Source organism: Streptomyces sp. NPDC050147, from assembly GCF_040660195.1.
Lineage (GTDB): Bacteria > Actinomycetota > Actinomycetes > Streptomycetales > Streptomycetaceae > Streptomyces.
In genome coordinates, this window is the sequence record NZ_JBFALJ010000021.1 from 161036 (window position 1) to 173936 (window position 12901).

At 68.5% G+C, this 12901-nt stretch carries 12 protein-coding genes and 3 pseudogenes; 5 read left to right on the plus strand and 10 right to left on the minus strand.

Going from position 1 to position 12901, the window contains the following annotated elements:
- The 3 genes and pseudogenes from AB0I94_RS28780 to AB0I94_RS28790 form a co-directional block, all read right to left on the minus strand.
- Positions 1-755: pseudogene (locus tag AB0I94_RS28780) on the minus strand (IS5 family transposase).
- Positions 695-1240, minus strand: a complete 546-nt coding sequence (locus tag AB0I94_RS28785; protein WP_363312602.1) for a helix-turn-helix domain-containing protein — start codon at positions 1238-1240, stop codon at positions 695-697. The pseudogene AB0I94_RS28780 and the gene AB0I94_RS28785 overlap by 61 nt, the downstream one beginning before the upstream one ends.
- A gap of 61 nt (positions 1241-1301) precedes the next feature.
- Positions 1302-1652 (minus strand): annotated as a pseudogene (locus AB0I94_RS28790) (MerR family transcriptional regulator); the annotation flags it as partial.
- 178 nt (positions 1653-1830) lie between these two features.
- Here AB0I94_RS28790 and AB0I94_RS28795 point away from each other — a divergent pair.
- Positions 1831-2769, plus strand: a complete 939-nt coding sequence (locus tag AB0I94_RS28795; protein ID WP_363312603.1) for a chlorophyllase — start codon at positions 1831-1833, stop codon at positions 2767-2769.
- A gap of 482 nt (positions 2770-3251) precedes the next feature.
- Here AB0I94_RS28795 and AB0I94_RS28800 read toward each other — a convergent pair whose 3' ends face one another.
- The 5 genes and pseudogenes from AB0I94_RS28800 to AB0I94_RS28820 form a co-directional block, all read right to left on the minus strand.
- Positions 3252-4127, minus strand: coding sequence for a sigma-70 family RNA polymerase sigma factor (locus AB0I94_RS28800; protein WP_363312604.1), 876 nt, complete (start codon positions 4125-4127; stop codon positions 3252-3254).
- A complete protein-coding gene (locus tag AB0I94_RS28805) occupies positions 4124-4507 on the minus strand; it encodes a VOC family protein (RefSeq protein ID WP_363312605.1) in 384 nt (127 codons plus the stop codon). Before AB0I94_RS28805 ends, AB0I94_RS28800 begins: the two co-directional genes overlap by 4 nt.
- A gap of 222 nt (positions 4508-4729) precedes the next feature.
- Positions 4730-4897, minus strand: a pseudogene (locus AB0I94_RS28810) (ISL3 family transposase); the annotation flags it as partial.
- Between the two features lie 438 nt (positions 4898-5335).
- Positions 5336-5872, minus strand: coding sequence for an SMI1/KNR4 family protein (locus tag AB0I94_RS28815; protein ID WP_363312606.1), 537 nt, complete (start codon positions 5870-5872; stop codon positions 5336-5338).
- Between the two features lie 241 nt (positions 5873-6113).
- A complete protein-coding gene (locus AB0I94_RS28820; protein ID WP_363312607.1) occupies positions 6114-7019 on the minus strand; it encodes a hypothetical protein in 906 nt (301 codons plus the stop codon).
- Between the two features lie 191 nt (positions 7020-7210).
- On the opposite strand from AB0I94_RS28820, the gene AB0I94_RS28825 reads away from it, so the two are divergent.
- The 3 genes from AB0I94_RS28825 to AB0I94_RS28835 are packed head-to-tail and all read left to right on the plus strand — an operon-like array spanning position 7211 to position 9509.
- Positions 7211-7615 (plus strand): GntR family transcriptional regulator, encoded by a 405-nt coding sequence (locus AB0I94_RS28825; protein WP_363312608.1) that lies wholly within the window; start codon positions 7211-7213, stop codon positions 7613-7615.
- A complete protein-coding gene (locus AB0I94_RS28830; RefSeq protein WP_363312609.1) occupies positions 7612-8508 on the plus strand; it encodes an ABC transporter ATP-binding protein in 897 nt (298 codons plus the stop codon). The genes AB0I94_RS28825 and AB0I94_RS28830 overlap by 4 nt, the downstream gene beginning before the upstream one ends.
- Positions 8505-9509: a transporter gene (locus AB0I94_RS28835; RefSeq protein ID WP_363312610.1), complete on the plus strand. Its 1005-nt coding sequence runs from the start codon at positions 8505-8507 to the stop codon at positions 9507-9509. The genes AB0I94_RS28830 and AB0I94_RS28835 overlap by 4 nt, the downstream gene beginning before the upstream one ends.
- A gap of 553 nt (positions 9510-10062) precedes the next feature.
- Here AB0I94_RS28835 and AB0I94_RS28840 read toward each other — a convergent pair.
- On the minus strand, positions 10063-10962 hold the full coding sequence (locus AB0I94_RS28840) for an LLM class F420-dependent oxidoreductase (RefSeq protein ID WP_363312611.1): 900 nt from the start codon (positions 10960-10962) through the stop codon (positions 10063-10065).
- A 192-nt stretch (positions 10963-11154) separates the two neighbouring features.
- Between AB0I94_RS28840 and AB0I94_RS28845 the strand changes: the two genes are divergently transcribed.
- Positions 11155-11310, plus strand: coding sequence for a hypothetical protein (locus AB0I94_RS28845; protein WP_363312612.1), 156 nt, complete (start codon positions 11155-11157; stop codon positions 11308-11310).
- A 273-nt stretch (positions 11311-11583) separates the two neighbouring features.
- On the opposite strand, the gene AB0I94_RS28850 is transcribed toward AB0I94_RS28845, so the two are convergent.
- Positions 11584-12183, minus strand: a complete 600-nt coding sequence (locus tag AB0I94_RS28850; protein WP_363312613.1) for a GPP34 family phosphoprotein — start codon at positions 12181-12183, stop codon at positions 11584-11586.
- Positions 12184-12901: the final 718 nt, after the last annotated feature.

The window sequence follows — 12901 nt, forward strand, 5'->3', positions numbered from 1 at the left end:
TCACGTGCGGAGCCAGATGACGAGAGCTGCTGCGGTGATGGTGCCCAGGGAGACGTAGCGGCGCTTGTCGTAGCGCGTGGCCACGGCCCGGGACTCGGCCCGGGACTGCTTCAGCCTGCTGATCGCTCGTTCGACGGTGTTGCGCTTCTCGTATCGCTCTTCGTCGAGGCTGGGTGGTCGTCTGCCGCGCGTGAGCCTTTGCGCAGGCGGGCAGCCCGGCTGTCGGTCTTCTCCGGGAACGTGTGCCGGATGCCCCGGCGCCGCCAATATGTGCGGCACGGATTGTCGCTGTATCCCTTGTCGGCCGCGAGGCTGTCGGGTTTCGTGCGCGCGGCTGGCCTGGCCCGCCCCGCGGAACGCGGATCTTTTCCAGCACCGTCTGGAACTGGGTGCGGTCCGCCAACTGTCCGGCGGTGACGACCAGTTGACAGCGGGCGACAGCGGGCGTCCGCGCTCAGGTGGAGTTGTTTGCTGGTGAACCCGCCCCGCGAGCGGCCCAGGCTCTCATCTCCCGCACCGCCTCCACCAGCTGGGCGAGCAGGCTCTGCCACGGCGTCTCGGCCTGGTGTTCAGACGGTCTTCCAGGGGCCGTACTTCTCGGGTAGATCCCGCCACTGCACGTCGGTCCGCGCCCGGTCCAGAATCCCGTCGATCGCCTGCCGGTGATCCCGCCATCGGCCACAACGGCCGTTGCTCACCGGGAGGAACGGCCGCAGCCGTCCCCACTCGGCATCCGTCGGATCGCCCCGCCCCATACCTGCGACAACGACCCCTGGCGGGAGTCGAACTCGCCTCGGCGTAGGAGTCGGCGCCTGCTCTCAGGCGGCTCGCTCACGCGTACCGGCGTTGCCGTCTCGGCAGGCCTCGACCTAAAACCGCACCTGGTACGCGGATGGCTCACCCGCCCCAACGGGATGCACTTCGGAGCGTAGCGGCGCGAGTGCCCCGGCCGGGGACGGTACTCCAGAGCTGCGAGTTCTTCAGCGGTGAGCCGCTTACGCCAGCGGCGCACGGAGTCCAGGTGCAGCGAGAGCATGCGGGCGATGACGGCGTTCGCGGTGCCCTGTGCGCTGTGCGCTGTGCGCAGGCCAGGGCGACATGCGCTCGCCGCACCCGCCGCAGCGGCGCCGTTCGCGAGCTCGCCAGTTCTCGTGACAACGCGAGCTGGTCCCTGTTCCAGAGCACCGCGAAGGCCACTAGACGACGCCGTCCCCCACCTTCCCGAGCTTCTTGATGCCACGGAGGGTAGCGCCGCTGACCTGCGCCGGAGCGGTCGACGCCGGGCCGGGCCGGCAGGGGGTCCCGGTGTCCATGGATGCGGAGGCGCTGGTGATGACCGAGTCGAGCCGGTCTCGGGTGTGCGTGAGATCGACGATGTGCTGGTCGATGTGACCGCGCTCCACGGCCAGGCGGTCGAGGAGTTCGGGTGTGGCCTTGCCGTCGATGACGCAGGGCATGAGCTCGGCGATGATCTTGCTCGACAGGCCGGCAGTGAACAGCTCCCGGACCAGGAGAATCCGGGCAACCGCAGTCTCCGGATAGTGGCGCTGGCCGGAGTTGCTGCGCTCGGCCGTGAGCAGGTTCTGCTCCTCGTAGTACCGCAGGGCCCGGGTGCTGACGCCTGTGCGGCGGGCGAGTTCCCCAATGCGCATTCCGAGCTCCATGTGATCTACGCCATAACGGCTTGCCTTTGACGTCGACGTCAAGTTTTAGCGTAGCTGACATAACTCCCGGGTTTTCACCCGATATGTAACGGATCATCACCGGACGCATCCAAGCCTCAAGATCACCTGACCCGCCACCCACACCGCACCGGAAAGTAGTACGCACATGACCACCCACCAGACGACCGGCCTCACCGGCCCCGCTCCCACCCCGACCGTGACGGCGAAACCGATCGTGCTGCCTGCCCTCCAGCGCGGCCAGGACCTGCACGTACGCATTTCCGCACCGCTCACTGGCACACGCCTGCCGATCGTGCTCTTCGCACACGGATTCGGCTCCGACCTGGACGGCTACGCACCGCTGGTCGACCACTGGGCCTCTCACGGCTTCGTGGTGATCCAAGCTACGCATCTCGACTCCCAGCGGGTCGCCATCGCCGCGGACGACTCCCGCAGGCCCCACCTGTGGCGCTACCGCGTGCAGGACATGAAGCGCATCCTGGATGAGCTCAAGCCGCTGGAGGCATCCGTGCCCGGCCTCTCCGGCCGGGTCGACCACAGCCGCATCGTCGCAGCGGGCCACTCCTTCGGAGGCCAGACCGCGGGCATCCTCGTAGGTCTTCGCGTCACCGACCCCCAGACCGGCACCGCCGACGACCTGTCCGACTCCCGGGTCATGGCCAGCATCCAACTGGCCACGGCCGGCAAGGGCGGTGACGAACTGACCCCCTTCGCCCACGAAAACCTTCCCTGGCTCCGCGACCAGGACTTCTCCCACATCACCGCCCCCGGACTGGTGGTCGCCGGCGACAAGGACGACCTCCCGCTCACCACCCGAGGACCCGCCTGGACGAGCGACCCTTACACCCTCAGCCGCGGCAACAAGAGCCTGCTCACCGTCTACGGCGGCGAGCACTTCCTCGGCGGCATCTCCGGCTACCGTGCAGCAGAGACCACCGACGAGAACCCCAGTCGCGTCGCCCTCGTCCAGCAGGTCACCCTCGCCTACCTACGCCACATCACCGGAATCGACCACACCGACTGGCAGATGGCCCGGACCGTCCTCGCCGACGCACACGCGCTGGGGCGGCTGGACAGCAAGTGACCATCGGCTGGTCGGGCAGGGCTGCTTCGTGCCGACTGGGGACGTTCGTGGTCACCGGCACAGATGCCGCCGAGGTCGAGGGAGCGGGGCGATACACGCTCCTACGGCGGGTCCGCATCCACATCGACCTGCCCCCAGAGAACACCGGTCTGGCTTCGTCGATCTCCGCAGCGTTTGGCGACCGGCTCCGGAGGCAGTTGGTGATCCTCTGGCTCGCGGATCTCGATGAGAAACGGGTTCTTGCACAGATCTTGGGGAGCGGTTGCTGAGGGGACGATGTCGTTCGAAGGGTGATGCCGATTTCGAATTTTCCCCTCAGCTGTTCTTCGCCCGGGTCGTTTCACGAAGTGAATCAACTGGGGCATGTGGGGAGCTGAAGCAGAACGACTCAGCGTTTGCCGGGGCGGTGATTCCTTTGGGCGCGGAGTGAGTTGGTGGGGCGAGACTGAGCCCGCTGGCTGTTCGAGCCGGCCGGCACCAGTTCAGTCCGGGGTGGGCAGATGGATCGAGGCGAGTTTGGCCGGGTCGACGACGATGTGGATGCCGATGATCCGGCCTTCGCTGACGGTGAAGGCGATGACGGAGAGAGGTGTTCCGTCGGGGCTCCAGGCCATGTGGCCGGGGATGCCGTTGAGCAGTATGGGCCTTTGGCGGGCGACCTCGCCGGAGAACATGCGGGCGCCGGCGGCGACCTTGGTGGCGCCGAGGGTGACGACCACGCCATCGGGGGTGTCGACAGTCAGCTTCACGTTCGGGTCGAGGACACGCAGGAGCGCTGCGAAGTCGCCGCTGAGGGCGGCGGAGCCGAATGCCTGGACGGCCTCTCGGTACTCACGGCCGGGGCCCGTCGCGGGGTCCGTGGCTTGGACCTTGCGGCGGGCGCGGCTGGCGACCATCTTGGTGGCGTCGGCTGATTTGCCCAGGATCTGGCCGATTTCCTGGAACGGGACCCCGAACATGTCGTGCAGGACGAACGCCAGGCGTTCGCTCGGGGTGAGCGAGTCGAGCACGACGAGCAGGGCGAGGCCGACCGAATCGGCCAGCGCCACCAGTTCGTCGGGCGCGGGGTCATCGTTGGGTGTCACCACGAGGTTCGCGAACTCTTGCTCGTAGGCGGTTTCGGGGCGGGCTTTGCGAGATCTCAGGAGATCCAGGCTGATCCGGCCGACCACGGTGGTCAGCCAGCCGGCCAGATTGCCGATGGTCGCCACGTCCTGGCGGGCAAGACGCATCCAGGCTTCCTGGACCGCGTCCTCGGCATCGGCATGCGAGCCCAGCACGCGGTACGCGACGGCACGCAGCCGATCACGCTGGGCTTCGAACGCCTCGGCAGCGAGGCCGGGCGGGTGGGCGGTCACGGCTTGAGCTGCTGACGGAGCGAGATCCGGTTGCCGTCCGGGTCCAGCGCCTCGATGCGGACCCCGAACGGATAGTCCACGGGTTCGGACTCCTCGAAGGCAACGCCGCGGCGGCGCATGGCCTCGAAAACCATTCGCAAGTCCTCGGATTCGAGGATCAGCGGACCGGGCGCGCCCGAGCCACCCGGCTGTCCCGCGTCCGGCGCATGCGACCACAGGATGATCTGCACCGGACTGCCGGGAACACCGACGGTGAGGAAACGTCCGTCGGGCCCCGGGAAGTCGAGCCGCTTCTCCAGACCGAGTCCCTCGGTGTAGAACTCCAGCGCGCGATCCTGATCGGTGACGTAGATCGTCACGTACATGATGTTGGTCAGCATCCTGTTCTCGATTCACTCGTGGGTGTGACGACCGTTCGTATCCGGTCGTCACACCCATGACGCATGCCGACGGGCGAAGGTAACAGGACGGTCCGCCGTGGCGAATACCGGGCGCATCCGGTGTGATTCGGCAACAGGCTTGCAGTCCCTGGCGGGACCTGGACGACCGGACTCCGACCTCGAACGTGCCGACCGACGACAGGCCGACACCATCGCGAGGAGCTACTGGAGCAAGATAATTTTGCGGAGCAGTTCGAATCCGGCTCGACCGTAGAACTGTCTCTTGATCTTCTTGCTGCGGTTCACGACGCCCTCAACGCTGCCCGAGCTCCAGTCCAGGGTGAGCCCGGCTGTCACGGCGTCGAGGTCCTGAAGCAGGTGGACTGCGAAGCCGGTGAGGCCGGGTGACTGGCTGGCGTCGACTGCGCCGATCCAGGCAGGGAACGTGCCGCCGAGGCGGTCAGAGGGCATCTCGCCTAAATCGCGGACGTGTCCGGAGGAAGCCGTGTCCAGCTCAGGACAGCGGGCCAGCACCTCCTTCAGGCCGGCGCGGTCTTCCTCCGTCAGGGTCCTGGGGTGACGCGTCAGCCAACCGGTCACCTGCCGCACTGTCGGCGGCCGGGGCGGCGCCTCGGACGGAGCCCCGCGCAAGGTGGCGACGTGTGCGCGGACCATGCCGTAGGTGACGGGAGCGCGCTCGGCGACCAGCTCGCCGTGCAGTCGGGTGAGGCTGGTGCATCCCGCGGCGAATCGACGCTCCAGGTCTGTGCCAGAACCGAGAAACGACGGCACTGTCGTGTCCACGAACATGGGACGCCCGGCCTCTCGTCAGAGCGGCCGGCCATCGAAGGCGCCGCCGGAGCCGGGCGCGAACGTCGTACCGAGGTCGTACGGCGCGACTGAAAAAGGTTGAAAATCGGCGTCGGCAAGGACGCGGTAGAGGAACTCAGAGGTGGACATGTCGTACCGGTCCCGTGCACGGCCGTCATGGGACCGCGCAAGGACGGGATAATGGCCCGGCCGCTCGGCATCGATCAGCCAGAAGTACTCGTCGGCCCACTCGGTGGAGCCCCACTCAACCAGCCCCTTGCCGCCCGGTGCGTAGATCGCATAGGGATCGACGGCGGAGACGTCTCCGAGCTTGCTGTCCTGGTCGACCGACAGAGAGACCCGCCACTGTGTCAGGAAGTCGAACGAGGCGCCCTCGTCACGCCCCAGAAAGTAGACGGAATCACTGAAGACGCCGCCGCCGAATGCCTCGTAGAGCTCCTTGTAGTCCGCCGGCAGCGGGACCCCCAGCTCTCCCTCGATTGCCGCCCAGTCGACGGAAATCCCGAGTGGCTTCCACCCGGTCACTTCGATCACCCGCTGAACCCACATACAACAATCTTGTAGCACCGGTCTTCGTTCCGATGTCCCTCAACACCCTCGTCTCTTGGGTGGTGTCGAGCTTCCCGTTACGGTAGGCCTCGTACTGCTTCCGTCTCCATCCTCTCGTACGCGGCGAGGATCTGCTCCTCGGCCCTGGCGTGACGACGGGCGGGCTGGGCCTGCTCAGCGACGCGTCGCGTCGCGTCCAGATGAGGAGGGCGTCGAGGGCCGCGGGTTACAGCGCCGTGTGGCCTGATTCCGTCATTGCTTCCTCGACGTTCGGCGGCCAGTGCCGGAGCATCGCCTTCGCTGCCTGGGCGGCCCCGGCGATCCGGGCACCCAGGGAGGGGTCGTTGTTGCGCTGCCGGAACGCCATGTCCAATTCGAGGACCACGACAGCCAGCGCCTCCAACTGCCGCAGCTGAGTGAGGAGTTGGGTACGGGCGTGATGGCCGCGTTCGGCGGCGACCACCAGGGCCCGCCATTGCAGATCCTCCAGTTTCACCTTCAGGTCCGAGGTGTCGATGAAGTCGCCGTCGTCGATCGCGCGGGAGCGCCGGATCGCCGTGCACCCTTGCCGCACACGAACTGCCAGCTCGCCCTCCGGGCTGTCCAGGTGCCGCCGGGTCACGTAGCTGTGGTGCAGTCGGCGCAGCACCTCCTGCTTGGAGGTCATACCGCGCACCACGGCTTTCCCCCGGCTGGGCACGGTGTCGTTCCACAGCGGCGCATCCTCGAAGGGCTCGCCGCGTCCGTACTCGAGCCGGTGCAGATGGTTCCACCGCTCGTAGGGCAGTCCCGGGTCGGTCATCACCGGGTCGTCGTCCAGGCGCCGCTCGTAGTCCGGCAGATACAGCTCCACCAGCTCCTCGAGCGCCCTGCCGGACACCGCAACCGTGCTCCGGCCCGACGGTGGTGCATCCTGCACATCGGGCTCGATGCGGCGGGCCGGAGAGTCCGTGACGGCTTCGCCGTCCAGGCGCGCCAGCACGTCGTTCGTCAGCATCCGGGCGGCCGCCGTCAACTCCCGCGCCCGTACGGCGTCCGGATGCTCGGCCGCCGCCTCCAACAGCCCTGCGGCCATCCGCCGCAGCCCCCGGGCCAGCTCCTCGACCAGCGCATCGACATCCTGCTCCGTCATGTGTCCCCCCTGGTTGCCGCTCCGGGCAGTGTGCCAGGTACGGCGGCCATCCTTTCTCGACACCCGAGCAAGGTCTGTCGAGCGCCAACCATGCGCGGCTGGCTTCCCTTGGCGCCGGGCGCCGGCGCCCGCAGTGCGACGCCTTGCCGAATGGTCAACGTAGAGAGCTATAGTGCTAGGCAACTAGATAAATGGAGGAACCGGTGATTGAGTTCCACCTGAACAGCCGGTCCGGCCTGTCCCCGTACCAGCAGCTGGTCCAGCAGGTTCGGCATGCACTGCGCCTTGGCCTGCTGAAGGAGGGGGACCGGCTGCCGACGGTCAAGGACGTGGCGAGGCAGATGGCGGTCAACCCGAACACGGTGCTCAAGGCGTACCGGGAGTTGGAGCACGACGGCCTGGTGGCCGCCCGTCCCGGCGTCGGGACATTCGTAACCCGAACGCTGGCCGACGGCACGCTCGCCGCGCAGGGACCGCTGCGCAAGGACCTGCAACGCTGGCTGACCAAGGCCCGCCTGGCCGGGCTCGACGACGAGAGCATCGAGGCGCTGTTCATGAACACCTTTCACAACGCCGCCGGAGAGGACGTAGCGTGAGCGCTGTCTTACGAGCCCAGGGCCTGGGCAAGAGATACAAGCAGCGCTGGGCGCTGCAGCACTGCGACCTGGACATCCCCGCCGGCCGGGTGGTGGGCCTGGTCGGCCCCAACGGCGCCGGCAAGTCGACCCTGTTGAAGTTGGCCTCCGGCATGCTCACCCCGACGGCCGGCGCCATAGAGGTGTGCGGTGGCCGTCCTGACGGGAGTGTGGCACAGCTGGCCAAAGTCGGCTTTGTCGCCCAGGACACCCCGACCTACGCGGCGCTGAGCGTCGCCGACCACCTCAACTTCGGCAAGCGTCTCAACTCGAACTGGAACGACGCCGTGGCGCGCGACCGGATCCGTCGCCTCGGCCTGGACCCCAAGCAACAAGCCGGCAAGCTGTCCGGCGGCCAGCGCGCGCAGCTCGCTCTCACCCTGGGCATCGCCAAGCGCCCGGAACTGCTCATCCTGGACGAGCCGGTCGCCGCCCTGGACCCGCTGGCCCGGCGGGAGTTCATGCAGGACCTGATGGAGGCCGTCGCCGAGCACGAGCTGAGCGTCGTGCTCTCCTCCCACCTGGTCTCCGACGTGGAGCGAACCTGCGACTACGTCATCGTCCTGGTCGACTCCCGGGTGCAGGTGGCCGGCGACATCGACGACCTGGTCGCCTGCCACCACCGGCTCACCGGACCACGCCGGGACCCGGACGCGCTCCCGGCCGGCCAGCATGTCATCACCGCCAGCCACACCGACCGGCAGACCACCCTCCTGGTGCGCACCGACACCGCGGTTCACGATCCATCCTGGACCGTCAGCCCGCTCGATCTGGAAGACATTGTCCTGGCCTACATGACCCGGCCCGCCGACGCGGTACGTGACACCCGGCCCGCACTGGAGGTACTCCGATGATCTGGCTGACCTGGCGCCAGTTCCGCACCCAGGCCGCCGTGATGTCCGCCGCGGTGGCTGTCCTCGCCGCCACCCTCGCGGTCACCGGCCCGCAGTTGGCCGACCTCTACCGGACGGCCGGCAGCAGCCTGGTGGACCAGGTCTCCAGCTCGGACCAGACCCTTTACTACACCGGCCTGCTGGTCGTGCTCGCCGTGCCGGCGGTCATCGGGATGTTCTGGGGCGCGCCGCTGATCTCCCGTGAACTGGAGACCGGCACCCACTACCTCGCGTGGAACCAGGGCGTCACCCGCACGCGCTGGCTGGCGACCAAGCTGGGCCTCGGTGCGGCCGCATCCATGACCGCCGCCGGACTGGCCGCACTCGCGGTGAGCTGGTGGAGCAGCCCCATCGACCAGGCTGTCAACGGCGGTGGCGCGACGGACACGTACTTCCCACGGCTCGACCCCGTGGCCTTCGCCGCACGCGGTGTCGTCCCCATGGCCCATGCCGCCTTCGCCTTCGTCCTGGGCGTCGCCCTCGGCCTCGTCATCCGCCGCACCCTGGCCGCGATGGCAACCACACTCGTCGCCTACACCGCCGTCCAGATCACTGTGCCGATGTGGATCCGGCCTCATCTGGCCGCCTCGGATCAGACCACCGTGCCGATCACGACCGGTATCCCCATCAGCATCCAGGAAGACGCCAAGGAGGTCGTTGCGCATCCCGAAGTGCCCGGCGCCTGGGAAACCTCCCAACAGACGCTGAACGCCGCCGGTCAGCCGTCCTCCCTGCCGTCGTCCTTCGCCGAGTGCATTCGCACCGAGTCGGGCTCGCCCACCGCGCAGCAATTCGACGGCTGCATCGCCGACCTCGGCGCCCAGGGCTACCAGCAGCAAGTGACGTACCAGCCCGCCGGGAACTTCTGGACCCTTCAATGGGCCGAGACCGGGCTCTACCTCGCCATCGCCCTGGCCCTGACCGGGTTCTGCGCCTGGTGGATCCGCCGCCGAGTAACCTGACAGACGGCAGTCCCACTACAGAAGTAACGGCGAGAGGCAGCCGGGTCCCCGCTGCCCCTTGCGGCGTCCACAGGGGCCCTCTCACCATTCAAGATCAATCTCGCCAATCTCGCCGATATCGGCTGCCGCCTTGGCCCCAGGCCGGTACAGGCACGGGCCCGTCGGCACGGGATTCACCGCAACTCCGCGAGGGCCTGCACGGGAGGCGCCCGCCGGGGTGCGTGGACGGGGCACCCGAGAGAAGCGGCGCGAGGTCGAGCCGCTCATCCATCTCCAGGCGGAAGTTGAGCAGCTCAGACCACTCCTGCCGCACACCCGCCCCATGCGTCGCCCCACCCTGGGACTCGCTCGTGCAGCCCAACCAGGCGCACGACGACGAGAAACGGGAGATCTGACCCACGAAAGCCACCAGCGGGTTACTTGCTCTCTGGTGTCCGAGCTAGGACTACGGGGCCGAGCCGGGCGCCCCGCCTGCGGCCGGCCGCCGGCCTCGGCGAGCGCACGGCTGGCTACCTCGACGGGTGACCGGGAGGAACGGCGTCATAGGCAGGCTTCATGTGCCGCTCAGGTGGAGAGCCGGGGCGAGTTCGCGCAGCGCGGGCAGCGGGTCGGACGAGGGATCCTCACCGAGAACCTGTACGAGCACGTGGTCGGCGCCCGCGTCCAAATGCTGCTGCACGCGCGCAGCCGAGGCCTGTGCGTCACCGATGGCGACCATGCCATCAGCCAGTTTGTCCGAGCCGCCCACGACCACGTCGGACTCATCGAACCCCTGACGCAGCCAGGAATTACGGTAGTTCGGCAGCTGCGAATACATGTGCAGGTGCTGGTGGGCCCAGCGCAGGCCGCTTTCACGGTCGCTGGTGAGGGCAACGGCCTGCTCGCTCACCACCCACTTGTCGGCCCCCACTCGTTCGCGCGTCCTGGCGGTCTGCTCCGCAGTCACCAGGTACGGGTGCGCCCCGTCGGCAGCCGTGGCGGACAGCTCGATCATCTTCGGGCCCAGCGCGGCCAGCAGTCGGGCCGGGCGCTGTCCTCCTGGTTCGATCTCCTCCGGCACCGCGTCCATGCCCCGCAAGTACTCCCGCATGGTGCTGAGGGGCTTGTCATAAGAGCCGGCGTAACTGTGCTCCACCAGCGGAGCGTGGCTGACACCCAGCCCGAGCACGAACCGGCCCGGGTGCAGCGCCCCCAACGTACGGGCGCCTGCTTCGCTGGCCGGGGCGCTACGGGCGTGAATATTGGCGATGCCCGTCCCGACCACCAGCCGCTCGGTCCCGCCCAGCAGAGCAGCGGCTTGGGTCAAAGACTCCTTGCCTCCGGCTTCGCCGTAGAACAACGATCCGTACCCGAGCCGCTCCATCTCGCGTGCCCGGGTGATCACGTCGGCGATCGGCCACCGATCGCTGGTCCACCAGACACCGACCGGAGCGCGGAAGTTGATGTTGGCCATGCGCCGAGGCTACCGGGCCCGCTCACTGAGCACGATCCGTTCCGGCAGTACGCGCCCTGCCAGAGGCCCTTGCGAGCCGCACCTGCCGCTCATCGAGCCGTGGTCGCCGCAGCCTGCTGCGAAGCTGGCCGCAGGCCAACCGCGGGCGACGGCGGTGACGTCCAGGAGGAGACGTGGCGGAGCCAGAGGGTGATGACAGGCCAGCCGGATCCGCACCTCCTCGTCGTCGTCCCGCGCGAATTCCGCGAGGCGTTACCCGGGCAGGCCGGACCAGCTCGCCGTGACCCGGCGCAGCACCGGCTGCCCCCGGACGTCGCGCAGGCGGCGAACCAATCGGCTGACGGCTGAGAGGCAGGCTCGGCGATCGGGCATCTGCAGTCCGGACCGCGGTCGATGGCCCCTCACCCGAGCCGGTCCTCACGGCAGCGGCGACAGCAGGTCAACGGTCAGGCCGGTGCCATGGGGGCTCCCGATGCAGCCCACACGCCACCCGGTCTCCAGGTCGGAACCGCCTCACCTTGACCGGACCAGGTCCACGGACGTGCTGCACACGCCGCCCGCCCGGCGTGCGACCGGGCCGTTGCCGCCGAACTCCACCGTGTCGCCGGGTGCCAGCGGGGTTTACGGTCCGCGCCAGAGGTTGGCGAAGGCCGTGTTCTCGATGGTGCGCCTCTGGCGTACGGCCTCCAGCTCCATCACCGCGTCGTGGACGGCCGCCAGCACGGTCGTCACCGCCTGATCCTCGGGGCCAAGCTCGGCGTCGGACGGCTCGTCCTGGATACCCACCGCCCAGGCGAGGGCAGCCAGGACGGGCTCCTTGCCTTTCCAACGGTCGCCGGCACGGCGGCGCGCAGGCGTATCGACAAGTTCCACACGTTCGGCACCGAAGGGCGAGCGGCCACCAGGCTGCGGCTTCAGCTCGCCGTTCTCCTCCAGAGCCGCCTGGTAAACGGCCGCGAGATCGCGGCCCCGGCGCCACAGCCAGTCCTCGATCAACTCGTAGGGCGCCTGCCGGGTGAGCCCTGCCGCGGCCTCGGCCGTGAACCGGTCCTCCAGCGTCGGCTGCCCGGCCGGCACAATACGATCGCCGTCTACAAAGGCCGCCCCGGCACCGATGAGATCGATCAGCTCGGCTCCGGCCAGTGCGAGAGACAAGTCGCCCTGCCCCACTGACTGCTTGGAGTCCAAAGCGATGATGAACAGGTCTTTCGCCGTGGTCATGAACGGCCCCCTCAAAGACATCAACAACGGTGCTAGCCCGCCAACCGGACCCGAGTCCCGGGCCGGCCCAAATCCGGGGCCACTGTCACCACCAGTATCCCCCCACCCGCGCGACCGCAGCCTATCCACACGACTACGGGAGTCTTCGCCGCCGACACACCAGAACAGCCTGTCCTCGCAGGACAGGCCTCGCGTTCACCACCGCACGCGACCACCAGATACGGCAACTCGCCCGCTCACCAGGACGCTTCACGATGCATCGGCTCTCGGTGGTCATGGCCGCGCCGGTCACCGACCGCCCGAAACAGCACGGTGGCCCGCCCTTCCGCGGCCGAGGCACCCGCCGGGGTCAGCCGCCGAGCGCGTCGCGCCTGCTCCGGTCCTACCGCTGCCGTCGCCCGCTGCTGAGCGGGCTGTCCTGGGGCAGCGCCGGCTACCCGGGACCGGGGACAGCGGGAGACTGTTGTCTCGGCCAGGGACCCGGGGTCTACACCCACGGCTGCAGGGCCCCATGCCTATTTCTACGCCTCTGGTTGGCGGCGAATGATCTTCAACCGTACGCGGTAGACGACGGTCCACCCGGGAGTCGATCCGCCGCGTACGGCGTTTCCTTAGCCTGCGTTGGGGGGGGGGGCGGGGCGGCCGCGGGGCCGCACACCCCGCCCCCCCAACACCCTCGCGCTGGACGGAGACAGGGAAGACGACAACCACCAAAAAA